This window comes from Cyanobium sp. NS01 (genome assembly GCF_014280235.1).
Lineage (GTDB): Bacteria > Cyanobacteriota > Cyanobacteriia > PCC-6307 > Cyanobiaceae > NIES-981.
In genome coordinates this window covers 173276-196640 of the sequence record NZ_CP047940.1, presented here as the reverse complement: position 1 = coordinate 196640, position 23365 = coordinate 173276, and the positions used below count along the sequence as shown (strand labels likewise).

18 protein-coding genes and 1 pseudogene are annotated in these 23365 nt (G+C 67.1%); 9 read left to right on the top strand and 10 right to left on the bottom strand.

Features of this window, described 5'->3' with window-relative positions:
• Positions 1–14: 14 nt before the first annotated feature.
• Complete coding sequence (locus CyaNS01_RS00895; RefSeq protein WP_186698123.1) at positions 15–1055, top strand: glycosyltransferase; 1041 nt, start codon at positions 15–17, stop codon at positions 1053–1055.
• A 2034-nt stretch (positions 1056–3089) separates the two neighbouring features.
• A pseudogene (locus CyaNS01_RS14385) lies at positions 3090–3236 on the top strand (transposase); the annotation flags it as partial.
• Positions 3237–3317: 81 nt separating this feature from the next.
• Here CyaNS01_RS14385 and CyaNS01_RS00885 read toward each other — a convergent pair.
• Genes CyaNS01_RS00885 through CyaNS01_RS00865 form a run of 5 tightly spaced genes read right to left on the bottom strand, consistent with a single transcriptional unit; the run spans position 3318 to position 8740 of the window.
• A complete protein-coding gene (locus tag CyaNS01_RS00885) occupies positions 3318–3893 on the bottom strand; it encodes an HAD family hydrolase (RefSeq protein WP_186698119.1) in 576 nt (191 codons plus the stop codon).
• Between the two features lie 5 nt (positions 3894–3898).
• The gene (gene kdsA, locus CyaNS01_RS00880; RefSeq protein WP_186698117.1) at positions 3899–4720 is read right to left on the bottom strand and encodes a 3-deoxy-8-phosphooctulonate synthase; all 822 of its coding nucleotides are present in this window, start codon (positions 4718–4720) and stop codon (positions 3899–3901) included.
• Positions 4721–4740: 20 nt separating this feature from the next.
• The gene (locus CyaNS01_RS00875) at positions 4741–5790 is read right to left on the bottom strand and encodes an SIS domain-containing protein (RefSeq protein ID WP_186698116.1); all 1050 of its coding nucleotides are present in this window, start codon (positions 5788–5790) and stop codon (positions 4741–4743) included.
• On the bottom strand, positions 5787–7916 hold the full coding sequence (selD, locus tag CyaNS01_RS00870) for a selenide, water dikinase SelD (protein WP_186698114.1): 2130 nt from the start codon (positions 7914–7916) through the stop codon (positions 5787–5789). The genes CyaNS01_RS00875 and selD overlap by 4 nt, the downstream gene beginning before the upstream one ends.
• A gap of 32 nt (positions 7917–7948) precedes the next feature.
• Positions 7949–8740: a pentapeptide repeat-containing protein gene (locus CyaNS01_RS00865; RefSeq protein ID WP_186698112.1), complete on the bottom strand. Its 792-nt coding sequence runs from the start codon at positions 8738–8740 to the stop codon at positions 7949–7951.
• 131 nt (positions 8741–8871) lie between these two features.
• Here CyaNS01_RS00865 and CyaNS01_RS00860 point away from each other — a divergent pair, with 131 nt between their 5' ends.
• Complete coding sequence (locus tag CyaNS01_RS00860) at positions 8872–9993, top strand: histidinol-phosphate transaminase (RefSeq protein WP_370561739.1); 1122 nt, start codon at positions 8872–8874, stop codon at positions 9991–9993.
• A gap of 24 nt (positions 9994–10017) precedes the next feature.
• Here CyaNS01_RS00860 and CyaNS01_RS00855 read toward each other — a convergent pair whose 3' ends face one another.
• Positions 10018–11118 carry a glycosyltransferase gene (locus CyaNS01_RS00855; protein ID WP_186698109.1) on the bottom strand — a complete coding sequence of 367 codons (1101 nt, stop codon included), beginning with the start codon at positions 11116–11118 and terminating at the stop codon, positions 10018–10020.
• Between the two features lie 49 nt (positions 11119–11167).
• Here CyaNS01_RS00855 and CyaNS01_RS00850 point away from each other — a divergent pair, with 49 nt between their 5' ends.
• Complete coding sequence (locus tag CyaNS01_RS00850) at positions 11168–11941, top strand: hypothetical protein (protein WP_225875722.1); 774 nt, start codon at positions 11168–11170, stop codon at positions 11939–11941.
• A gap of 6 nt (positions 11942–11947) precedes the next feature.
• On the opposite strand, the gene CyaNS01_RS00845 is transcribed toward CyaNS01_RS00850, so the two are convergent.
• Together CyaNS01_RS00845 and pgk are read right to left on the bottom strand one after the other, a co-directional pair.
• Complete coding sequence (locus CyaNS01_RS00845) at positions 11948–12853, bottom strand: NAD(P)-dependent oxidoreductase (protein WP_186698107.1); 906 nt, start codon at positions 12851–12853, stop codon at positions 11948–11950.
• Between the two features lie 87 nt (positions 12854–12940).
• On the bottom strand, positions 12941–14146 hold the full coding sequence (gene pgk / locus CyaNS01_RS00840) for a phosphoglycerate kinase (protein WP_186698105.1): 1206 nt from the start codon (positions 14144–14146) through the stop codon (positions 12941–12943).
• 149 nt (positions 14147–14295) lie between these two features.
• Here pgk and CyaNS01_RS00835 point away from each other — a divergent pair, with 149 nt between their 5' ends.
• Genes CyaNS01_RS00835 through CyaNS01_RS00825 form a run of 3 tightly spaced genes read left to right on the top strand, consistent with a single transcriptional unit; the run spans position 14296 to position 16593 of the window.
• Positions 14296–14667, top strand: a complete 372-nt coding sequence (locus CyaNS01_RS00835; RefSeq protein ID WP_186698104.1) for a universal stress protein — start codon at positions 14296–14298, stop codon at positions 14665–14667.
• Complete coding sequence (ylqF, locus tag CyaNS01_RS00830; RefSeq protein WP_186698102.1) at positions 14667–15587, top strand: ribosome biogenesis GTPase YlqF; 921 nt, start codon at positions 14667–14669, stop codon at positions 15585–15587. The genes CyaNS01_RS00835 and ylqF overlap by 1 nt, the downstream gene beginning before the upstream one ends.
• 55 nt (positions 15588–15642) lie before the next feature.
• Positions 15643–16593 (top strand): RluA family pseudouridine synthase, encoded by a 951-nt coding sequence (locus CyaNS01_RS00825; RefSeq protein WP_186700023.1) that lies wholly within the window; start codon positions 15643–15645, stop codon positions 16591–16593.
• Between the two features lie 19 nt (positions 16594–16612).
• Here CyaNS01_RS00825 and CyaNS01_RS00820 read toward each other — a convergent pair whose 3' ends face one another.
• On the bottom strand, positions 16613–17368 hold the full coding sequence (locus CyaNS01_RS00820) for a heparin lyase I family protein (RefSeq protein ID WP_186698100.1): 756 nt from the start codon (positions 17366–17368) through the stop codon (positions 16613–16615).
• 177 nt (positions 17369–17545) lie between these two features.
• On the bottom strand, positions 17546–19147 hold the full coding sequence (locus tag CyaNS01_RS00815; RefSeq protein WP_186698098.1) for an ABC transporter ATP-binding protein: 1602 nt from the start codon (positions 19145–19147) through the stop codon (positions 17546–17548).
• A gap of 84 nt (positions 19148–19231) precedes the next feature.
• Between CyaNS01_RS00815 and CyaNS01_RS00810 the strand changes: the two genes are divergently transcribed.
• Positions 19232–21721 (top strand): bifunctional (p)ppGpp synthetase/guanosine-3',5'-bis(diphosphate) 3'-pyrophosphohydrolase, encoded by a 2490-nt coding sequence (locus CyaNS01_RS00810; protein ID WP_225875721.1) that lies wholly within the window; start codon positions 19232–19234, stop codon positions 21719–21721.
• Between the two features lie 674 nt (positions 21722–22395).
• Positions 22396–23262, top strand: coding sequence for a hypothetical protein (locus CyaNS01_RS00805; RefSeq protein WP_186698096.1), 867 nt, complete (start codon positions 22396–22398; stop codon positions 23260–23262).
• The last annotated feature ends 103 nt before the right edge of the window (positions 23263–23365 follow it).

Sequence of the window (23365 nt, the reverse complement as noted above, 5' to 3'; positions counted from 1 at the left end):
CTCTCTTAAACTTAATGGCCTTTGGTGCTCGATATTGGCTCGCCCTTCATCCTGATAGAACAAAGCCAATTGGTGGCGTCAAGCAGATGCATCGCCTTGCTGAAGGGCTATCTTCACTTGGTCGCGATGTGTCTCTCATTCAAACCGATGCTTCATTCCATCCGGGCTGGTTCGTGAGTAATGTCAAAACTGTTGACCTCAATCGTTGGAAGACGATCAAGGACCTTACGCCTGCCCGCGATATCATCATTCTTCCTGAAACATATATCTCATCCTTTTCTACGTATGCTCCACAGTTCCCAAAAGTTATCTATAACCAAAATGGCCACTATACGTTCTTGGCTCCTAAGGGGGTTCCGAAGTCTTCAATTTCAGGCTACTTCGATCAAGTTCTCGCCTGCTATCTTGATAATCCAGAGTTGATCCACGTCTTGTGCGTTTCCGATTACGACTCCCGTTTTCTTGTCCAGTCGCTTGGTCTCAGCAGTAGCAAGGTGTCGATTGTACCCAATAGCATTGAGTCCTGTTTTTATTATACTCCTTCCGCTAAGAAGCCTATCGTGGCCTACATGCCACGAAAGAACGAACTCGACTCTTCGCTATTGGTTAAACTCATAGAAAAGCAGCCTTGGTTCGCTCATTACGAGTTTGCTGCTATTGAAAATATGCATCAGCATGATGTTGCTCATATTCTGCGTGAATCTATGGTCTTTCTTTCATTTGGGCACCCTGAGGGATTCGGCCTGCCCGTTGCTGAAGCAATGGCCTGTGGTTGCTACTGCATTGGATATAGTGGGCTTGGTGGCCGTGAACTATATTCTATCGGTGAACGCTTTGAGGCCGGCTGTTCTGTTGAATATGGCGACTGGAATGGTATTACTAATGCTTTGCGTGACTTCATTATTGTGGAACGTATTGACTCAACTGCCCAGGCCAAGCGCCAGTCTCTGTTGTCTGAGAAGATCTTAGCGCTCTATTCTCCAAGTTCTCTTCGTAGTGCACTTGGCGGCGCTCTCGCCCGAATTGAGAGCCGACTACAGACATTCGCTGGCTAGTCTTTTCACAGCTGATTTTGCCCCCGCTTTCACTATGCATGCGTTGGACCTTCTGGGGGGCTCCGGCCACCGAGCTCGAGCTGCCCTTCCTCCCGCGGTGACTACCAGGAATGATGCTGCCTCCGATTCTTTCAGGTATCCATGGCTAATGTACCTGCTTGAGCATCGATTCCTGGTGGTGGCTGATTGATCCACACAACCTTTGGTTGACGCCAGCAACGTGTCGATCGTGACCAGCGGCGTTGATGCCGTTTGCGTGCATGCTCGTAGACACAGGCGCGATACCGGCAGACTTCTACTGAAGCTTCACTGTGGCCCTGGTGGGGCTTCGCAAATTTGATGCCGCTGCGGCGGTGCTGGTGGTTGCACCAGCCCACAAATGCATCCGCCCACAGGCAGGCCTCCTCCAAACTGGCGACTGGCTGGTTGGACGAGTCGGGCTAGTATTTCGCCGTGCGGAACAGCGATTCCAGGTACGGACTTGAATGCCGTTGCTCTGGCTCTCAACGGCCGACCACGAAAACACTGGGATGACGAACACAAGCAGAGGCTCTTGCTGAGCACCCACTCTGAACCATTAAACAGGTATTGCACATATCGGGGTTAGATCCGCTCAACGCCGAGCTACCGGCTACCACGATCTGCTGATAAAACATGGGCCTCCGCAGCATATCTGCCAATGACTGCTACGGGGATAATGCAGCGATAGAGATCTTCATCTTCGGCCTCGTACTTGATCTGGATCTTGATGAGGATCGAGAAGTACTGATCTCTTCCCAGCGGCTCCAGCGTGATCTGGCTTTCTGGATCGAGGGCCTGACAAGCGAGAGTACTTCCACTCAACGATGGACTAGATTAGTCCAATCGATTACGAGCAGTAGTTCATCACTGTCCCTAGAGTCAGCACGGTGAGGCTTTGATCGATAATCACGGATTCAGGAAACCCCTAACTGCTGATCTCGCCCTGGTAGAGCGACAGATCAAAAAGGACGTAGTCTGGTACCGACTGCTGCCCGTGCCGCCTGGTGAATCTGGAAGGCGATGCGCAGTGATGTCATCGAATTAGTATTCCTTCTGGCATGGCCCCCACCCGATCCCGTCGACCATGCGCCATCTGTCTTCTTCACGAAGATGCCGCCAGCGTCATTGCCTACGAAATCGCCCGCTCCGACCTCTGGCTGCTGCGGCACCATCCCAATCCAGCTCCCCTGCCCGGCTGGCTGCTGCTCGATGCGCGCCGCCACCTAGCCGGACCGCTGGAGTTCAGCAACAAGGAAGCTCTTAGCTGGGGCCATGCCGTGCGGTATGCAAGCCAATTAGTGCAGAGGCTCACAGGCTGCGACCGCGTGTATGCCATCGCCTTTGGAGAAGGGGCACCACACCTGCATCTACATCTCATCCCCCGCCAAGTCTCGGATCTACATACTGCTGCGTGGAGCGTAGCAGACCAATACCGGTTAGTGGCTGAGAATAAACGGCCGGCGGCCGATCCAGGGCGTGTGGGCGAACTTGTGGACCGCGGCCGAGAATACGTCGAGAGTGACCGGTCGTGGCTGGATATCCCATCATAAAGCTACTGCTTCAGCTTGACATCAGGACCCTCTCAGGCCATGAGTTCTGGCGTGGATGAGCTATGAATCGAAGGTATGGCTATAAGCATGCTATGCGTGGATCGCCCCCGGGTTCCTCGCCTGCCTTGCCCCTGTAATGAGATTTCGCCATTACGTCATTCTCTGGCCCTTGGCCTCAGTGAAGCCAATCACACTGCAACTTTGGAGATGGTGGCTTGACTTAGGGAGACTCTGGAAAATCCAACTCACCTGCGAGACAACGGCCCCCTTGATCCTAAGCAAGGACTGGGTTGATAGGCTGTAAAAAGCTCGGCTTCTCTGATGACGAGCAGACCACCGCCCAGAAGCAGACCAACTGGAAGAAGTTGCTGTCGGAGATGAAGGCTATGGTTCCCTGTTCCCTGGTAGGCACCGATTGAGCTGATCTAGCCCTGATTATCCAAAAACGAGCAAGTAGGGCAGAAGGCCTCCGTACCCGCTGGCAACCATGCTGCGGATTCACCTGCTGCAGCAGTGTTGTTTACTCAGTGATCCGGCAATGCAAGAGATCCTAATTGAGGTACCTACCATGCGCCGCTTTGCCGGGATCGACCTGATCAGTGACCGGTCGCAGTGAGGGTTAGATCGGTTGTGAGCTGGCACATACGGTGCTGACCTCGCCCCACCCTTACCACTGGTTCGGGTTCCAGGTTCAGGCGTTGCCCTCACGCCAGCCGTCCCTGTGCAGGGCTGCCAGGGCTCCACGGCTCTCCAGCAGCGCCTCCGCCAACTCCCGCACAGCGCCATGGCCTCCATGACTACGCAGCACCCAATCGGCCCGCTGGCGCAGGCCCCGGGCCGCGTCTGCCGGCGCCACCAACAAGGCGGTGGCCGGCCGAACTGCCAGATCGTTGAGGTCGTCGCCGATGAAGGCCGTGGCCTCCCGGCCGCGGTCCAGCTCAGCCTGCAACTCGCGCAGCCCCAGCAACTTGTCGCCCACCTCGGCGCGGCAATGGCAGATCTGCAGATGGCGGGCCCGATGCTCGATGGCACCGCGGCGGCCGCCGCTGAGCAGAGCCACCTCAATACCGGCGCGCTGCAGCATGCGGATCGCCAGGCCATCGCGCACGTTGAAACGCTTGGTCACGCCACCGCTGGCTTCGTAATAGAGACCGCCATCAGTGAGTACCCCGTCCACATCGCACACAAGCAGCTTCACAGCGGCCAGCCTCGGGCCGATTGCCAGACGCCGGATCCTCGAGCGCAGGGCCTGCAAAGGAGCGGCCATGGAGGTCAATAGGTGCTCACGGCCAGGTCGTCCTGCACCACGGCGCGCAGCTCCATCAGCTGGCGCAGCAGGGCTTCCAGGCGATGCAGGGGCACCATGTTTGGCCCATCACTGAGGGCCTGGTCAGGGTCGGGGTGAACCTCCATGAACAGCCCATCCACCCCAGCCGCCACCGCCGCCCGGGCCAGAGGAGCCACGAACTCCCGCTGACCACCGGAGCTGGAGCCGCGGCCGCCCGGCTGCTGCACGGCGTGGGTGGCATCGAAGATCACCGGGCACCCCAACGCCTGCATCTGGGGCACGCTGCGGTAGTCCACCACCAGGGTGTTGTAACCGAAGCTGGAACCCCGCTCGGTGAGCCAGAGGCGGCCGCTTTCGGGCGTCAGACCACCCTCGCCCAGCTTGTTCACCACCTGGGCCATGTCCCACGGCGCCAGGAACTGGCCCTTCTTCACGTTCACCACCTTGTCCGTGCCGGCCACCGCCTGGGCGGCGGCCTCGAGCAAATCAGTCTGGCGGCAGAGGAAGGCGGGGATCTGCAGCACGTCCACCGCTTCGGCGGCGGCGGCGGCCTGGTGGCTCTCGTGGATGTCGGTGAGCACAGGGATCTCCAGCTGCTGTCGCACCTCTTTCAGGATCCCCAGGCCCTCCTCGGCACCGGGCCCGCGGAACGAGCGGCCCGAGCTGCGATTGGCCTTGTCGAAGCTGGCCTTGAAGACGTAGCTGATGCCCAACTCGGCGCACAGTTCGCTCACTCGCTCGGCCACCTGCAGCACGAGATCTCGACTCTCGATCACGCAGGGTCCGGCAATCAGGCGGAAGCTCATCGGGAGGGTGACAAAAGGATTCAGCTGGGGAAGGTGGCTGACGCACTGAAGCCGGCCTTGACCAGATCATGCAGGCGTAGCAGCCCCTGAAGGCGCAGGGGGGCCTCCAGCGACACCACTGGCAGCACCGAAATCGCCTTGCGGCGGTTGCGCTCCATCAGCTCAAGGGCCTCGGCGGCCAGCACCTCGGGGGTCACGGTGATCGGATCCCTGGTGGCCATCTCAGCGGCGGTGATCCGGTCCCAGTCCCCCGGGCCATAGCGCTGCAGGGTGCGGCGAAGGTCACCGTCAGTGATCAGCCCCGCCAGCGTGGAAGGATCGCTGCCATGCACCCAGCTGGCCCCGAGACTGCCCCGCCCAGGACTCCCCTGGGTGAGGTGGGCGATCACCACTGGCAGGCGCGCCTCCGGATGCAGGGCCTGAATTTCGCCGGCGGGCACCATCAGGTCGCCCACTGTGAGGGTGAGGCGCCGGCCAAGGGAGCCGGCCGGATGGTTGATGGCAAAGTCCACCGGCGAAATGCCTGCCCTCTCCATCCACACCGCCGCCAGGGCATCCCCAATGGCCATGGCCACGGCCGTGCTGGCGGTGGGGGCCAGATTGAGGGGGCAGGCCTCGCGGTCCACGGCCCCTTCGAGAACGAGGTCGCAGCCGCGGGCCAGGCTCGACTTCTGCCGTCCCACCAGGGCAATACGGCTGGTGCCCCGCCGCTTCAGGTGGGGAAGGATGGCCAGCAGCTCATGCGTCTCTCCGCTGTTGGAGAGCAGCAGGGTCACGTCATCGGCGGCCACGATGCCCAGGTCACCGTGCAGGGCGTCCACGGGGTTGAGGAACACCGCCGTGAGGCCGATCGAAGAGAAAGTGGCAGCAATCTTACGTGCCACGATGCCGCTCTTGCCCACGCCGGTGACGAGCAGCTTGCCCCGGCGCTGCCGGCAGCTCTCCAGAAGCTCCAGCGCGGCCTCCACCTGCTGGGGATCGAGGCGCTCGGCGGCAGCGGCGATCGCAGAGGCCTCTTCCTGCAGGCAGCGGGTAAGGGCAGACAAGGGCGGCACAGGGAGTGTCCTCATTCTTCCACCAACACCCGCCCCACCACGGCCGCAGCCGGGAAGCCCCCCCGGCGCAGGCTTGCCACGGCGGCCTCAGCCGCCTCGCCCGGCACGGCCGCCAGCAGGGGGCCGCAGGTCTGGGGGTCGATCAGCAGGGCCCGCAGGGCCGTGTCCTGGGCTGCCCTGCCTGGGCCAGCTCCGGCGCCAGGCTCCAGCCGCACCGGGCCCGCCAGCAGCTCCAGGGCGCTGGCGTTGGCTGGCGCCAGGCTGCTGGCATGGCCCTGCTGCAGCAGCTCCAGGGCCCCCGCCAAGCTCGGAATAGCCCCGCCCGCCAGCACCACCTCCAGCCCGGCTCCACGCGCCGCCAGCATCTCGCCCAGGTGCCCCAGCAGCCCGTAGCCGGTCACGTCCGTGCAGGCGCGGCAGCCGTGCTGCCGCAGCAGGGGCACCAGGGGGGCCTGGCTCTGCTGCAGCTGCTCGAGGGCGGCGTCGATCCAGCGAGGCCGGGCCGCCCCGGCCATGGCGGCAGCGAACAGCACCCCCGTGCCCAGCGGACGGCTGAGCAGCAGGGCATCGCCTGGCTGCAGCGGCCCCTTCGGCCAGTGCTGCCGCGGCTCCACCACCCCATTGACGCTGAGGGCCACCACCAGCCCACCGCCGTCGCGGGCCTCCAGGGTGTGGCCCCCAAGCAGGGGGGCCTGCAGGGGCTCCAGCACCGAGCGGATCCCGGCCAGGCTCTGGTGCAGCAGCTCCTGCTGCAGGGTCGCCGCGGCCTGGGGCAGGGTCAGCACCGCCAGGGCGCTGTGCACCTGGGCGCCGCTGGCCCAGAGATCGCTGCAGGCGTGCAGGGTGGAGAGGCGGGCGTTGAGCCAGGCATCGGCCACCAGGGCGGGGAAGCCATCCACGCTCTGCAGCAGCAGCGCCCCATTGGCCGTGCGTGTCACCGAGGCGGCGTCTTCAGCTGAGGTGCTCTGGCCGCTCTGGGCCAGGGCCGCCAGAAGCGGTGCGGCCGGCAGCTTGGCGGCGCAGCCGCGGCAGGCCATGGCGTCAGCGGGGCCGGGCGCCATGGCGCCATCGGGCAGAAAGCGCTGCATGAAGCGCCGGTCGATCTGGTCTTTCCAGCGCCACAGCCAGCGGCTGGGGCCGAGCGCCAGGGGGCCCCACAGGGCGATGGCCCGCGGAGGCCGGCCCGTGGCACCACCGCCGTCGCCGAGCAGCTGCAGCGCCCAGCGCTGGGGCCGCCAGGGGCGCAGGGCCGGCAGCCGGGCAGGATCAGCCGCTAGCAGCCGCTCCAGGTTCACAGCGAGGGTGGGCGCCGCCCGCACGGCCCACACCCCCGCCGGCGCCCGGGGCGCGCCGGCCAGCACGGCGCAGTCGCCGCAGGCCAGGATCGCGGGGTGGCCCTGCACCTGCAGGCTGGCCTCGGTGAGCACCCGGCCGCGCCGGTCACAGGCCAGGCCGGCGGCGGCGAGCCAGGCGGGAGCGGCGCTGCCCGTACAGGCCAGATCGGCAGCGGCCGCTGGCTCCACGCCCCTGCGCACCCCCACCTGGGCGGCCCGCAGCAGCCGCTCTCCGAGCCGGTTGGCCGCTCCCGAGCCGAGGTGCAACCCCTGGCCCCGCAGCAGCAGCTCCACCTGCTGACCACGACGGCGCAGGGCCAGGGCCAGCTCCACGGCAGCGGCGCCGCCTCCCCGGATGCGCAGCCTGCGATCGAGGGGCTCCAGGCCGTCCAGCCAGGCGAGCAGGGGCTCCAGGGGCTTCACGGCCAGGGCCGGCGCTGCGCTTGTGCCGGCCGTCACGGCGCCCACGTCCAGGCTGAGCCAGTCCCAGCGCAGCGCGGGGCGGCCCTGCAGAGGCAACTGGCAGCGCTGGGGATCGAGGCCGGTGATCTCGGCGCGGATGAAGGCCACGCCGGCCCGCTGGCACAGCTGGCGCAGATCGATGCTGGCCTCGTCGCGGCTGTAGAGGCCAGCCACCAGGCCCGGCACCATGCCCGAGTACAGGGCTGTGCTGTGCCGGCTCACCAGGCTCACCTGGCCCGGTTGGGGCCGCCGGCCGCGCCCAATGGCCCAGCGCAGCAGCACCAGGGCGTGGGTGTGGCCGCCACCGGCCAGAAGCAGGTGGCCGGCCGGGCCGGAGGAACGCATGGGCGGGCGGAGCGGGCCGGAGCGGGTGGGGCTCAGAACGGGAGGGGCATGAAGGCCTTGGCGGCCAGGGGCAGCAGGAACTGCAGGGCACCCATCGTGCCGCCCACCAGCGCCGAGCCGACGCCATTGCCTCCACCCCCCGGCTGGCCCGGTGGCGCGCTGATGGTGGCAGCGGCCTGGCGCAGCTGGGCCGCCTGGGTCTCCTCGCCGCCGGCGGCGTAGAGGCTGGCGGCGTAGTTGAAGTCGTTGGCGGCCAGCTGGGCCTTGCCCTGCTCACCGCGGGTGATGCCCCGGGCCACCCAGCTCACGGCCGCAGCGGGTTGCTGCCGGATCGCCGAACTGAAGAACTGCTCTGCCTCGGGATAGCGGCCCTGCTGAGCGGCCTGCACACCGGCGTTGTGGAGTTCCCCGAAGCTCAGCTGACCATGGTCCACTCCCCGGGCTCCCTGCCAGTGGGCGCGGGAGAGGGCTCCCGGATCGAGCAGGGCACCGCTCAGATCCGCCTGACGCAGGTCGGTGCCCTCCAGCCGGGCGCCGCGCAGGTCTGCTCCACGCAGAGAGGCGCCCTGCAGCGTGGTGAAGCTCAGATCCGCGCCCATCAGCTGGGCGCCATCCAGCCGCGCCTGACCGAGGTTGGCGCGCTGGAGGCGAGCCTGGCGCAGGTCCACATCGTCGAGCCGGGCGTGCACCAGATCGGCGCCGGTGAGGTTGCAGCGCGGGCACTGCCGCTGCTCCAGCAGCTGCAGCAGGTCGTCGGTGGAGCCGGCGAGGGCGGCCCTGCTCTGTAGCGCAGGAGATCCCAGGCTGAGGGCAGCCAGCAGCATGAGGGAGGTGGTGCCTCGGAGCGGGCCCAGGCCTCGGCATGCCCACCAGTCCCGTGCCATGGCCCGGCTCTCGATTGTTTGATTTATAGCGCCATGGCTCAGTGTCTAGCGTTCGGCCCTGGACAGTGGCGATACGGGTGAGCGATACGGGGGAGCGACATGGCGGCAACCTGACTGCCGCCGCCGCCCGCCTGGGCCAGCCCCCCGGCCGGCTGCTCGATGCCAGTGCCTCCCTGGTGCCCTTCGGGCCGCCCTGGGCCCTGCGCCGTGCCCTGCTGGGGGCGTCCCTCGGTTCGGCCGTGCGGGTCTACCCCGACCGCGGCTGGCAGCGGCTGCGGGGGCAGCTGGCCGCGCTGCATGGGCTGGAGCCGGCCGATGTGCTGCCGGGCAATGGCGCCGCTGAACTGTTCACCTGGGCGGGCCGCGACGCCGCCGCAGCGGGGCTCAGCCTGGTGCCCCAGCCGGGTTTCGCCGACTACAGCCGGGCCCTGGCCTGCTGGGGCGGCCGGTGGCAGGGGCTGCCCCTGCCGCTGACCTGGCCCGAGGCCTTCCCCCAGCCCTTCCCGGCCCTCCCTGACAGCCCCAGCCCAGCGAGCGAGGCCCAGGTGCTGTGGATCTGCAACCCCCACAACCCCACCGGCCAGCTGTGGAGCCGCCACTCCCTCGAACCGCTGCTGGAGCGCCACCGCCTGGTGGTGTGCGACGAGGCCTTCCTGCCCCTGGTGCCGGGCGGGGAGGCCCAGTCGCTGTTGCCCCTGCTGCAGCGCCATCCGAATCTGGTGGTGGTGCGCAGCCTCACCAAGCTGCTGGCCTGCGCCGGCCTGCGCATCGGCTACGCCCTCGGCAGCCCCGAACGGCTGCGGCGCTGGGCCGCCTGGCGCGATCCCTGGCCCGTCAACGGCCTCGCCCTGGCGGCGGTGGAGCAGCTGCTGGCCGATCCGTCGGCCCTGGCGGGCTGGACCCTGCGGGTGCAGGGCTGGCTGGCCCGGGAGCAGCCCTGGCTGCGGCGGCAGCTCGGGCGCTGGGGCCAGTTCACGGCCATGCCCTCGGCGGCCAACTTCCTGCTGCTGCGGGGCAGCGGCCCGCTGGTGGAACTGCGCCAGGCCATGGAGCGCCGCCACGGCATCCTGCTGCGTGACTGCCGGTCGTTCGAGGGGCTCGGCGCCAGCTGGCTGCGACTCGGCCTGCAGGACCGCCGCGGCCATCGGCGGCTGCTGGCGGCCCTGGCCCAGGAGCTGCCCCCCACCGACTGATCAGGCCCGCGCTCAAGCTGGTGCTCAGGAGCGGGATCGGACCCGTCTGGCCGCCACCAGATCCTCGAGCAGGCTGGCCAGCTGCCGATCGGCATCCGGGGTGTCCAGCCGGGCCATGCCCTCGGCCATCGCCGTGAGCGGATCGGCCTGGTGCGTCACCCGGCGCAGGCGCGGGCCCAGCAGCCGCCAGACGGCCCGCTCCAGGGTGGGCAGCTCAGGCGCGTGCTGCTGCACGATCACCGCGGCCGCCAGGCTCGCGGCCGCCTCGGCATTGGCGTCCTGGTGACGGTCGGCCGCGCTGGGATAGGGCACCAGGATGGCCGGGGTGCCACAAGCCGCCAGCTCGCTGAGCGCTCCAGCCCCGGAGCGACTGATGGCCAGGGACGTGGCTTCCAGCAACCCCGCCATCTCATCACTGAAGGGCCGCTCCACCACGCCCGGGGGCAGGGGGGCGCCAGCCTCCGGATCACTGCTGCCGGTGAGGTGCACCACCCTCACCCCCGCGGCGCTCAGCCGGGGCAGCAGCGGCCGCACCATCCGGTTCAGGCCCAGGGCTCCCTGACTGCCGCCCATCACCAGCAGCAAGGGGCCCTCGCCGGCGGGCAGCCAGGACGGAGGGACGGCCGGCTGGCGGAATTCCGGCCTCACCGGGGTACCTGTCACCAGCACCTGACAGCCCGGTAACTGCGCCATGGCCTGGGGCAAGCCCACCGCCAGCCGGGTGCAGAACCGCCCCAGCAGCCGCGTCACCCGCCCCGGCACGGCGTTGCTGTCGTGCAGCACCACGGGCACGCCGCACCAGCGGGCCGCCAGGATCGCCGGGGCGGCGATGTAGCCGCCGCTGCTGAACACCGCGTCGATCTGCTCACGGCGGAGCAGCCGCCGCACGCTGCCGATCGCCACCAGCAGCCGCAGCAGGTTGAGCAGCTTGCGCAGGCCCCGCCCCTGCAGCCCCCCCGCCTTCACCGTGTGCAGGGGGTAGCGCCTGGGCACCAGCTCCCGCTCGAGCCGGTCCGGCACACCCAGCCAGCGCACGTCCCAGCCGGGGGGAAGGGCTTCGGCCACGGCCAGGGCGGGGAAGAGATGTCCACCGGTGCCACTGGCCGCGATCAGGAGCCTGGGCATGGACGTGGCCGCCAACGGTGCCTAACTTAAAAGCCGTCCCAGCAGCAGCATGCGCCACCCCCGGCACCGTTCCCTGCGCGCCACGCTGCTGAGCACGGCGATCCTGCTGCCCCTGCTCGGCCTCGACGCCCCCCTTGCTCCGCAGGCCCGCGCCGCCGAGCCCATCCCGGCCCAGTTCCAGAGCCTCCAGGCCGCCCTCAATGGCCAGGGAGATCTGGAAGCCCTGCTGAAGGGCGGCCCCGACCTGGACCCGGCCGATGTGGTGCGCCGCCGCAACACCCTGCTGCGCCAGTTCCCCGATGCCCGCTGGACCCTGACTCCTGGCGAAGCCCTGCGGGACGGCCGCGCCACGGTGAAACTGCAGGTGAGCGGCAGCCGCACCGACGGGCCCACCACCTACCGCCTCGAGGCGGAACAGCGGCTCGCCCTCGAGACTGACGGCCGCCGCATCACCGGCCAGACCGTGATCAACGAGCAATCGGTGCTGCGCAGCGGCGATGCCCCCCTGCCCGTGAGCCTGCTGATCCCCGATGCGGTGCTCACCGGCCAGCGCTACGACGTGGACGTGATCTTTGACGAGCCCCTGGACGGAGCGATTGCCGCGGGCGGCATCGTGGCCCTCAGCCCCCAGGATGTGGCCACCCAGGACAGCCCCACCCTGCAGCTCGGGGCCCTCGGCGGCGGCGGCCTGTTCAAGACGGTGCAGGCCCCTTACACCCCCGGGGAGCAGACCTGGGCCGTGCTGATGGTGCACCCCAAGGGGATCGTGAGCGCCACCAAGCGGGTGCGGGTGGTGGCGGATCGGGCCCAGCTCACCCTCTGAACCCACTCACTCCCTGAACCAACGGGCCAGAGCTGAAACGTCGTCGTCGCCGTGGCCCCGGGCGATCAGGGCATCTTCGATGGCGGCCACCCGCTCGGCCATGGGCAGGGAGAGATCCACGGCGGCGGCAGCCTCCAGGGCAATGGCGAGATCCTTGCGATGCAGCGCCAGCCGGAAGCCCAGGGGGTAGTGCCCCTCCAGCATCCGGTCGGCGCGGTGCTCCAGGGCCCAGGAGCCGGCCGCCCCCAGCTTCAGGGCTTCCACCACCTGGGGCATGGGCAGCCCCAGGCGACTGCCCAGCGCCATCGCCTCGGCGACGGCCCCGTAGCTGCCCGCCACCAGCACCTGGTTCACGGCCTTGGCCTGCTGACCCGCCCCCACGGGCCCGAAGTGGCTGATGCGCTGCCCCACCACCTCCAGCACGGGCCTGGCCCGCTTCAGGTGGTGCGGCGCCGCCCCCACCAGCACCGAGAGGGTTCCGGCGGCGGCCCCCTCGGTACCGCCGGTCACGGGGGCATCCAGGTAGGCCACACCGTGGTCGGCCAAGCGGGCGGCCAGCTGGCGGCTGCTGGCCGGGGCGATCGTGGAGAAGTCGATCACCAGGGATCCGGGCCGCAGCCCTTCGATCGCCCCGGCGGGGCCGAAGAGCACCGCCTCCACCGCAGGCCCATCGCTTACGCAGATGCAGAGCAGATCGGCGCCCGCCGCTGCTTCTGCCGGACTGCTGGCTGAGCGGGCCCCGGCCGCCACAAGCGGCTCCTGCCTGGGGCGGCTGCGGTTGTGAACCTGCAAGGGGTAGCCGGCCGCCAGCAGATTGGTGGCCATGGGGGCACCGAGTGCCCCCAGCCCCAGGAAGCCCACGCTCGGGGCTGATGGCGGCGGGTTGATCGGGTCTGTCAACGATTGGGTCATCGGGAGCGCCGCCTCGGAGCGATCTGGCTGGGGAAAGGCCCCGGGCCACCCCACCTCAGCGAAGCCCCCTGACCTCAAGCCACGGCCTCAGACCTCGTCAAGGGCAGCCACCCCCGGCAGCACCTTGCCCTCCAGCAGCTCCAGGCTGGCGCCGCCGCCGGTGGAGATGTGGCTCATCTTGTCGGCCACACCCACCTTCTCCACGGCGGCCACGGAGTCGCCGCCGCCGATGATCGTGCAGCAGCCCTTGGCGCTGAGGTCGGCCAGGGTGTGGGCGATGCCGTTGGTGCCGGCGGCGAACTGGTCGAACTCGAACACGCCCATGGGGCCGTTCCAGATCACGGTCTGACAGTCGGAAAGGGCCGCCTGGAAGGCCTTGAGGGCATCGGGACCGATGTCGAGGCCCATCCAGCCGTCGGGGATGGCGTCGATCGGGGTGGTCTGGCTGTTGGCGTCGGGGGCGAAGGCGTCGGCCAGCACCACATCGGTGGGCAGCAGCAGTTGCACCCCCTTGGCGGCCGCCTTGGCCTCTAGCTCCTTGGCGAGCTCCAGCTTGTCCTCCTCCACCAGGCTCTTGCCCACTGCCAGGCCACGGGCCTTGTAGAAGGTGAAGATCATGCCGCCGCCGATCAGCACCTTGTCGCACTTGTCGATCAGGGCCTCGAGCACGCCGATCTTGCTGCTCACCTTGGAGCCGCCCACGATCGCCGCCAGGGGGCGCTTGGGCTCGTCGATGGCGCCCTGCAGGTACTGCAGCTCCTTCTCCATCAGGTAGCCGGCCACGCTGGGGCTGAGGGCCTTGGTGACCCCTTCGGTGGAGGCGTGGGCACGGTGGGCGGCGCCGAAGGCGTCGTTCACATAGACATCAGCCAGGGCGGCGAGCTTGGCGGCGAAGCCAGGATCGTTCTTCTCTTCCTCGGCGAAGAAGCGCACGTTCTCCAGCAACACCACATCGCCATCGGCCATGGCGGCCACCTTGGCCTCGGCGTCGGGGCCGATGCAGCTCTCGGTTTTCAGCACCGGCTGGCCCAGCAGCTCAGCCAGGCGGGCGGCCACCGGGGTGAGGCGCATGGCCTCGTTCACCTGGCCCTTGGGCCGGCCGAAGTGGGCCGCCAGGATCACCTTGGCGCCCTTGCCGGTGAGGGCGTTGATGGTGGGCAGGGCGGCCCGGATGCGGGTGTCGTCGGTGATGGCGCCGGCGTCATCCAGCGGTACGTTGAAGTCGACCCGCACCAGCACGCGCTTGCCGCGCAGGTCGTCGGCGGAGAGGCTGGCCAGGGATCGCTTCGCCATGGAGTGCGCGGGTTGGGTAGGGATAAACGGGCGGGAGCTTAGCTCCCAGCCCCCTCTACCACCCGGACGGCCGATCTGACCAGCCGCTGGGATCTGGATGGCCGCCGGGGGCGCCGCGCTCCAGACTGACGCCACTGGGGCATCGACCCATGTTCGACACCGTTCTCTTCCCGATCGATCGCAGCCGCCAGGCTCTCGACACCGCCGCCGTGGCCCTGCAGCTGGCGCAGCAGCACAGCAGCCGCCTGGTGCTGCTCTCCGTTGTGGAGCCCGACGACGACCCGGCCGCGGTGGCCGCCCTGCTGCAGGAGGCGCGCCAGAGCTTCGAGCAGCAGGGGGTGGCCTGTGAGCTGGTGGAGCGGGAGGGCAAGCCCGCCTTCGTGATCGGCGATGTGGCCGATGAGATCAATGCCGATGTGATCGTGATGGGTACCCGCGGCATTTCCATCGAGAGCGATCAACAGAGCACCGCGGCCCGGGTGATCCAGCTGGCGCCGTGTCCGGTGCTGGTGGTGCCCTGATGCCCCCCCAGCCCCAGACCATCCAGCTCAGCGTCAACGCACCGGCGATTCAGTGGTATCCGGGCCACATCGCCAAGGCGGAGAAGGCCCTGGCCGAAGCGCTCGCCAAGGTGGACCTGGTGATCGAGGTGCGGGATGCCCGCATCCCCCTGGCCACGGGCCATCCCCGCCTGCAGCGCTGGATCGGCAGCAAGCACCACCTGCTGGCCCTGAACCGGGTGGACATGATCCCCCGGGCGGCCCGGGAGGAGTGGAGCGCCTGGTTCAAGCGGCAGGGCCAGCAGGTGTGGTGGTGTGACGCCAAGGTGGGCACCGGCGTGAAACAGCTGCAGCAGGCCGCCATCCGGGCCGGCGCCGCCCTCAACGCCCGCCGCCTGGGTCGGGGCATGCGGCCGCGGCCGGTGCGGGCCCTGATGCTGGGCTTTCCCAATGTGGGCAAGTCGGCCCTGATCAACCGGCTGGTGCGCCAGAAGGTGGTGGACAGTGCCCGCCGGGCCGGCGTCACCCGCAGCCTGCGCTGGGTTCGGCTGGGCCAGGACCTCGACCTGCTCGATGCCCCCGGCGTGCTGCCGCCCCGGCTGGATGACCAGCAGCTGGCCCTGCGGCTGGCCCTCTGCGACGACATCGGCCAGGCGGCCTATGACAACGAGGCGGCCGCCCTCGCCTTCCTGCAGTTGCTGGTGCTGTTGCAGGCGGTGCCGGCCTCCGGAGTGCCGCGGGATCTGCTGCTGCGCCGCTATGGCCTGGCCCAGGCCGACCTCCCCTCCGGGGGCCCCGATGTGGAGGGCTGGCTGCAGGCCGCCGCCGGGCGGCACACCAGCGGCGACAGCCTGCGCATGGCCACCAAGCTGCTGGATGACTTCCGCTGCTCCAGGCTCGGGGCCCTGGCCCTGGAGCTGCCGGCGGCACCGCTGGCATGAGCGCAGAGCCGATGCGGGCAGAGCCGATTCACCCAGCGAAGAGGAGGCGTTGCTGATGGCCGCGTTCGGCGAGGGAGCAGGCGAGCTGCTGACGCTCTCCTATCCGAAGCCGCTGCCGATGCGGCTGGATCGCTGGCTGGTGGCGCAGCGGCCGGAGCAGAGCCGGGCCCGGATCCAGAAGTTCATCGAAGCGGGCTACGTGCGGGTGAATGGGATCACCGGACGGGCCAAGACCCCCCTGCGGCTGGGCGATCAAGTGGAGCTCTGGATGCCACCACCGGAGCCGCTGCCCTACCTGGTGGCCCAGGAGATGCCCCTCGATGTGCTTTACGAGGATGCCCACCTGATCGTGCTCAACAAGCCGGCCGGCCTCACGGTGCATCCGGCGCCCGGCAACAGGGACGGCACCCTGGTGAACGGCCTGCTGCACCACTGCCCCGACCTGCCCGGCATCGGCGGCGAACTGCGCCCCGGCATCGTGCACCGGCTCGACAAGGACACCACCGGCTGCATCGTGGTGGCCAAGAGCCAGGAGGCCCTGGTGAAGCTGCAGGTGCAGATCCAGAAGCGCATCGCCTCCCGCCACTACCTGGGCGTGGTGCACGGCCAACCCCGCGCCGACCACGGCACGGTGATCGGCGCGATCGGCCGCCATCCGGTGGATCGCAAGAAATACGCCGTGGTCAGCGATGCCAGCGGCCGGCACGCCTGCACCCACTGGTCGGTGCAGGAGCGGCTGGGGGATTTCGCGCTGCTGCGCTTCCAGCTCGACACCGGCCGCACCCACCAGATCCGGGTGCACGCCGCCCACATCGGCCATCCGATCGTGGGCGACCCCGCCTACTCCCGCTGCCGGCGCCTGCCCGTGGCCCTGCCGGGTCAGGCCCTGCACGCCGTGCAACTGAGCCTGGATCACCCGATCAGCCGCGAACGCCTGGTGTGTGAGGCACCCCTGCCAGCGGCGTTCGAGCGGCTGCTGGAGCAGCTGCGGGGCAGGCTGCGCTGAAAGGGGTCCCGGCCTCGGCTCAGAGCGTTCCCACCAGCATGTCGTCGAAGTGGGTGGTGAACGTGCCGGCGCTGGGCTCGTTGCGCTTGTAGATCCCGAACTTGAAGCGGTAGTAAGGGGTGGGGCCGCGGTTGGGGATCGGCTGCACGTTGGGTGTTCCTGCCCGGCCCCTCCAGCTTCCGATCTGAATGCCATCGGCGGCCACGCTCATGGTGCTGTTGCGGCCGGGACGAAAGCGAAAGCGCATCTGGAAGTTGTGCCATTGCCCCGGCACTAAGCTGAAGCGAGCAACCTTGTTGAGCTGGCGGGAGCCGCCATTCGCCGACTTGGTGATGAAGTCCACCTCATGGGATTCCCCGCGTCGCATGCGGAGGCCCGCGAACGGGTTCCTACCCCCCAGCTGCCAGAGCTGCATCAGATAGAAGGAGTTGTTGGACACCCCGCTGCCCTCTGGAATCCGCAACCGGAAGTTGGCCTGCAGGCTGCGGCGGCCGGCCCTGTAATACCCCTGCTGGCTGAGCTCGGCGCGGTCTTTGCCGCCTCTGCCCTGACCGCTGACACTGAAGCGCAGAAAGCGGTTGCTGCCCTCCTGAGCAATGGTTACCGGTGAGAAGGCGCCCTGGTATTTGCCCAACAGATCAGGGGAACCGGCTTCGCGGTAGTTGCCTCCGCTGCCCAGGCGAGCGCTCGGCCCCGGCGGGATGTTCCGCGCAATGGGGTGGCGGTTGAGAATCTCACCGTTGCCACTGAGGCGGGTCGTGGTGGCTTTCGGCACCCTGACCCCCCGGCCAACGCGCCAGGTTGGCATCTTGCGGCGGTTCTTCTTGCGCTTCATGGTTCCTGGTGGAGCTGGGGGCTGCTGCGATGCGCCACAAGCTCAATAACAGCTTGTCCGGCGGTGTCGGCCTTGGCAAGTGGACGACTGGTTCTCCCGCCCCACTCCCCCAGACACTCAGCCGGCCTGGGGCAGCCGCGGGCAGGCCTCCACCAGGGTGCGGGTGATGGCAGCCTTGGGATGACGCAGCAGCTCTGCCCCCGGGCCCTGCTCCACGATCCTGCCGCCCTCCAGCACGATCACCCGGTGGCAGAAGCCGCCGGCCACCGAGAGGTCGTGGGTCACGAACAGCAGACCCAGCCCAAGCCGCTGCTGCAGATCCCGCAGCAGGGCCAGCACATCGGCCTGCACCTCGGCATCGAGCATGCTCACGCTCTCGTCGCAGAGCAACACCCTGGGCTCCAGGATCAACGCCCGGGCGATCGCCACCCGCTGTTGCTGGCCACCGGAGAGCTGGCGCGGCAGCCGCTGCTCAAATGCCTCCGGCGGGTTCAGGCCCACCGCCGCCAGCAGCTCCCGGGCCCGCTGCCGGGCCGCCGGCCGGCTGGCCAGGCCGTGGATGCGCAGGGGGTCGGCCACGGCGTCAGCCACCGTCATCTGGGGATTGAGGCAGGCGAGGGGGTCCTGGAACACCATCTGAAGGCCGCGGCGGGCCTGCCGCAGCGATTCGCCGCGCAGCTGCCGCAGGTCGATGCCATCCAGGCGCACCGCCCCGCCCCGCACGGCGGTGAGGCCCATCAGGGCCCGGCAGAGGGTGCTCTTGCCGCAGCCGGAGGCCCCCACGATTCCCACGGTCTCGCCGCGGCTCACCTCCAGGCTCACCCCATCGACGGCCTTGAGCCAGCGGGGCCGCCAGGGGGCCGAGGGCAACGGATGCCAGCAGCGCAGAGCCTCGATCTCCAGCAGCCGCTGCCGCTCACCCGGTGGACGGGCGCCCGCCGCCTCCCGCTCTCGGGCTCGGGCCACAAGCCGCTGGCTCAGCGGCGCCTGCGGCTCCAGCAGTAGCTGCCGGGCCGGAGCCTGCTCGATCAGGCGGCCCTGGTCGAGTACGGCGATCTGGTCACACCAGCGCCCGGCCATGGCCAGGTCGTGGCTGATCAGCAGCAGGGCGCTGCCGGCCTCGCGGCAGAGCTGGGTGAGCTCGGCCATCACCTGGCCGGCCACGGCCACATCGAGGCTGGTGGTGGGTTCATCGGCGATCACAAGCGGTGGCCTCAGCGCCATGGCCAAGGCAATGGCCAGCCGCTGGCGCATGCCGCCGCTGAAGGCGTGGGGGTAGTTGTCAAAGCGCTCCGCGCTGATGCCCACCCGCTGCAGCAGGTCCTCGGCCCGCTGCCGCAGGGCGCGCCGCCTCCAGCCGGGGCGATGGGCCGCCAGGGTGTCGGTGAGGTGATCCCCCACCGTCAGCAGCGGATTGAGCCGCGTCATCGGATCCTGGAACACCAGGCCCACCGCTTCGCCACGCAGGCGGCGCAGGGCGGCCCGGCCCAGCTGGCGCGGATCCTGGCCGCCGAGGCTGAGGCTGCCGCTGCACTGGCTGCCCTCGGGCAGCAGCTGCAGGGCGGCCCGGGCCACGGTGCTCTTGCCACAGCCGGAGGGGCCCACCAGGGCGAGGGTCTGGCCGGGATGCAGCTCCAGGACCAGGCCGTCGAGGGTGGGGCTCGGCGCGCCTGGATAGCGGACCACCAGGTCCTTGAAACACAGCACGGGCTCAGTCATGGCCCCCAGCTTGGATCCGCTGACGCCGAGACTGGTCCCGATCGGGCCGCACCTGCCTACGATTGGTGCAGTCCGCAAGGTTGCATGCTCCGCGCGGTTTCCGATCTGAACCCCCCGCTGGAGCGCACCGACGCCCCGGGCCCAGAGACGGATCACCCGGCTGTGGGTGGTCTCGAAACCCCTGCAGTGACTGCCGACCCGTCAGCGCAGTCCAAGCGTCAGTCAGAGCTGCAGGCCAGCCTGGAGAGCCTGGGGACGGCCCCATGCCTCGACCTCGCCATCGGGCCTCCGGCGGCCCGGGCGCTCCCCAAGCCACGCCCGATCCACAGTCCGGACGACTACGGCGTGCCGCTGCCGGAGTGGCTCCAGCACTGCATCGAGCACGCCCCTCCTGGCGACGGCCAGTCGTGTCCCACCGACGCCGAGGCCCTGCTGGCCTCCGCCTTTGACTTCGCCTACCAACTCCACGAGGGCCAGTACCGGGCCTGCGGCGATCCCTACATCGTGCACCCGATTGCGGTGGCCGATCTGCTGCGGGACATCGGCGCCAGCGCCAGTGTGATCGCGGCCGGCTTCCTCCACGACGTGGTGGAGGACACCGAGGTGACGCCCGAGGAGGTGGAGCAGCACTTCGGCGCCGAGGTGCGCGCCCTGGTGGAGGGGGTGACCAAGCTCGGCGGCATCCACTTCACCAACAAAACCGAGGCCCAGGCCGAAAACCTGCGGCGGATGTTCCTGGCCATGGCCAGCGACATCCGCGTCGTGCTGGTGAAACTGGCCGACCGGCTGCACAACATGCGCACCCTCGGGGCGCTGAAACCCGAGAAGCAGCTGCGCATCGCCCGCGAAACGCGCGAGATCTACGCCCCCCTGGCCAACAGGCTCGGCATCGGCCGGCTCAAGTGGGAACTGGAGGATCTGGCCTTCAAGATCCTGGAGCCCGAGGCGTATCGCGACGTGCAGCTGCAGGTGGCCACCAAGCGCAGTGAGCGCGAGGAGCGACTGCAGGTCACGGTGCAGTTGCTGCGCGACAAGCTCGCCGCCGTGGGGCTCTCGGCCTGCGAGGTGAGCGGCCGCCCCAAGCACCTCTATGGCATCTGGAGCAAGATGCAGCGCCAGCAGAAGGCCTTCCACGAGATCTACGACGTGGCCGCCCTGCGCATTCTCTGCCCCAGCCTCGATGGCTGCTACCGCTCCCTGGCGGTGGTGCACGACACCTTCCGGCCGATCCCCGGACGCTTCAAGGACTACATCGGCCTGCCCAAGCCGAATGGCTATCAGTCGTTGCACACGGCGGTAATCGGCCGCCATCGGCCGATCGAGGTGCAGATCCGCACTGCCGAGATGCACCAGGTAGCGGAATACGGCATCGCTGCCCACTGGAAATACAAAGAAGGCGGTTCACCTGCTGCCCTCGGCAACGACGCCGAGCGCTTCAACTGGCTGCGCCAGCTGGTGGACTGGCAAAAAGATGGTGGCGCCCAGGACAGCAACGACTACCTCGCCTCGATCAAGGAAGACCTCTTCGATGAGGAGGTGTTCGTGTTCACCCCCAACGGCGATGTGGTGGGCCTGCGCAAGGGTTCCACGGCGGTGGATTTTGCCTTCCGCATTCACTCCGAGGTGGGCAACCACTGCCAGGGGGCACGCATCAACGACCGCCTCTGCCCCCTGGCCACGCCGCTCCAGAACGGCGACTTCGTGCAGATCCTCACCGCCAAGGCGGCCCACCCGAGCCTCGACTGGCTCAACTTCGTGGCCACCCCCACGGCCCGCAACCGGATCCGGGCCTGGTACAAGAAAAGCCATCGCGAGGCCAACATCCAGCGCGGCACCGAGATGCTGGAGCGGGAGCTGGGCCGGGAGGGCTTCGATGCCCTGCTCAACGGCGAGGCGATGGCCAAGGTAGCCCGCCGCTGCAACCTGATCAGCACCGACGACCTGCTCGCCAACCTCGGCTTCGGCGGGGTGACCCTGCACCAGGTGCTCAACCGCCTGCGCGAGGAGCTGCGCCTCGCCAACAGCGCTGCCGCCCCGGTGCTCAGCAACGAGGAACTGGCCCGCTCCGTGAAAAACCAGGCCTGCCCGCCCACCGCCACGGCCAGCCCGATCGGCCCCGGAGCCTCCAGCGCCATCCTGGGGCTTGAGGGCCTCGACTACCGGCTGGGCGGTTGCTGCAGTCCCCTGCCGGGGGAAGCGATTCTGGCGGCGGTGGCCCTCGGCAACCACGGCATCACAATTCACCGCCAGGACTGCGCCAACGTGCACCAGGTGCCGCCCGAGCGCCGCCTACCCGTGCGCTGGAACCCCACCTCCGACCAGGAGAAGCGCCGCTATCCGGTGCAGCTGCGCATCGAGGTGCTCGATCGGGTGGGCGTGCTCAAGGACATCCTGATGCGCCTCTCCGACCACCGCATCAACGTGAGCGACGCCCGGGTGCGCACCACCCCCGGCAAGCCGGCCCGCATTGAACTGCGGGTGGAACTCAGCGGCGCCCACCAGCTCAGCGGCACCATCAACCAGATCGCCTCGATGGCGGATGTGCTCGACATCTGTCGGACGGGGATTGGCTGACCCGGCAGAGGCCTTAGTCCCTAGGAGTTTTAGGAGGTCTTCAAGCAGGCCAAACTCCGACCATGCGGCGGATCATCAACATGCAACTCACCAGGAGCAGTAAAGATCCAATGGAGTGCCACTGTTACGAATATTCGGGCCCATGGTAATCCTATGTGGCTGATGAGTTGGGGCGCTCTACAGCCATGCCCCAGTAGAACTGGGCATACTTGCTAAACGACATTGGCTTTCCGGTGCTGTCTGCCAACCAGAAACCAGAAGAGGTCTTGCCGGAGAACCACTCGGCAGCAGACATTAAGCCACGGGGGTGCCATCTCTGTAGATGTTACGGACACATCAAGATGGCCGGGCTGGTCAAGTTTGGCCATGTCAGCCCTGCTGGTGCCGGGGATTTACGCCAGCCCCAGCCCCCAAGGAAGCGCGCTGCCAGGAAAGAAATGCAATTCCTTCACGAAAAAGGATACAGTTAAAACCTCCTGAAAACCATTGCCAGACTAACGTGACCACCACCATTGGTTCAGTTCCCATGAGTTCTAGGAGGGCACACACGCCAGGAACACACTATCAGGCAGGCTATTGAGCATATTCTAAAGTTTGGGGAACACGTTGAGTTGAACTCTACTCACGCTAGACTCTTACTACCAACTCAGTAATTAGTTTTTGGAACGATTCCGATGCACGACGCCATCCCCCAGGAATTCAACGCAAGACAGTATCGAAAGCACAATCCAGACTTGCCAGACCTCAGAACAAAGGCACTTAGGCAACATTGGCAAGATCATGGTCTAGCCGCCAACAGAATTGCAAGCGAAATCAGCAATCGGATGCAATTCATGGACAAGTCCCTTGGCCACTGCCAAAGGATGCTTGAAATCGGGCCATTTGATAAGCCATCGATTGAAAGGTTTAGAAAGCCTGGAGTAGAGATTGAATACGCCGACTACTTTACTACCGACGAACTTCGAACTCGTGCAAGTCACGCTCTAAACAGGAATCCCGACAAAGTTCCCCACATCGACTATTGCCTGGCGAATGGCTTTTCTCAGATTACCAGCAAATATGAAGCCATAATCTCTCATCACTGTGTAGAGCATCAACCCGACTTAATAGCACATTTCATCAATGTACTTTCAGCCTTAGAGGACTCCGGTCACTACGCATTTACTGCGCCACATAAACTATATTGCTTCGATCACTTTATTCCAGAATCGACTTATCTTGAAGTCATAGTTGCCCATCTAGAGCGCAGGTCAAGACCTAGCTTGCGTTCAGTACTTGAAACGAGATGCTTCAGCCGTCACCAGTATCAAGAAGCACTCAACCCCTTCAGAAATGCTACAACGGCCATGAGAAGGTGCATTGATGCAGCTATGAACGAATACGCCTCCAAGCCCTATGTTGATGTACATTGTTGGCAATTTACCCCGGCATCACTAAAGAACATCGTATTGAACCTCTCCATACTAGGATATTTACCTCAGTTGAACGTTAGAGTATTCTGTCTAGGTGCCGAGTTTGGATGTATTCTATCAAAAGCATGATATTTTCGAGCCAGAGTACCTCGCTCTAAGTCAGAGTCTCTTCGAAACTCTGCAAGCATCCTAGTCAAATAGTCTATGACAGGAACTTCTAGGGCTGATATTG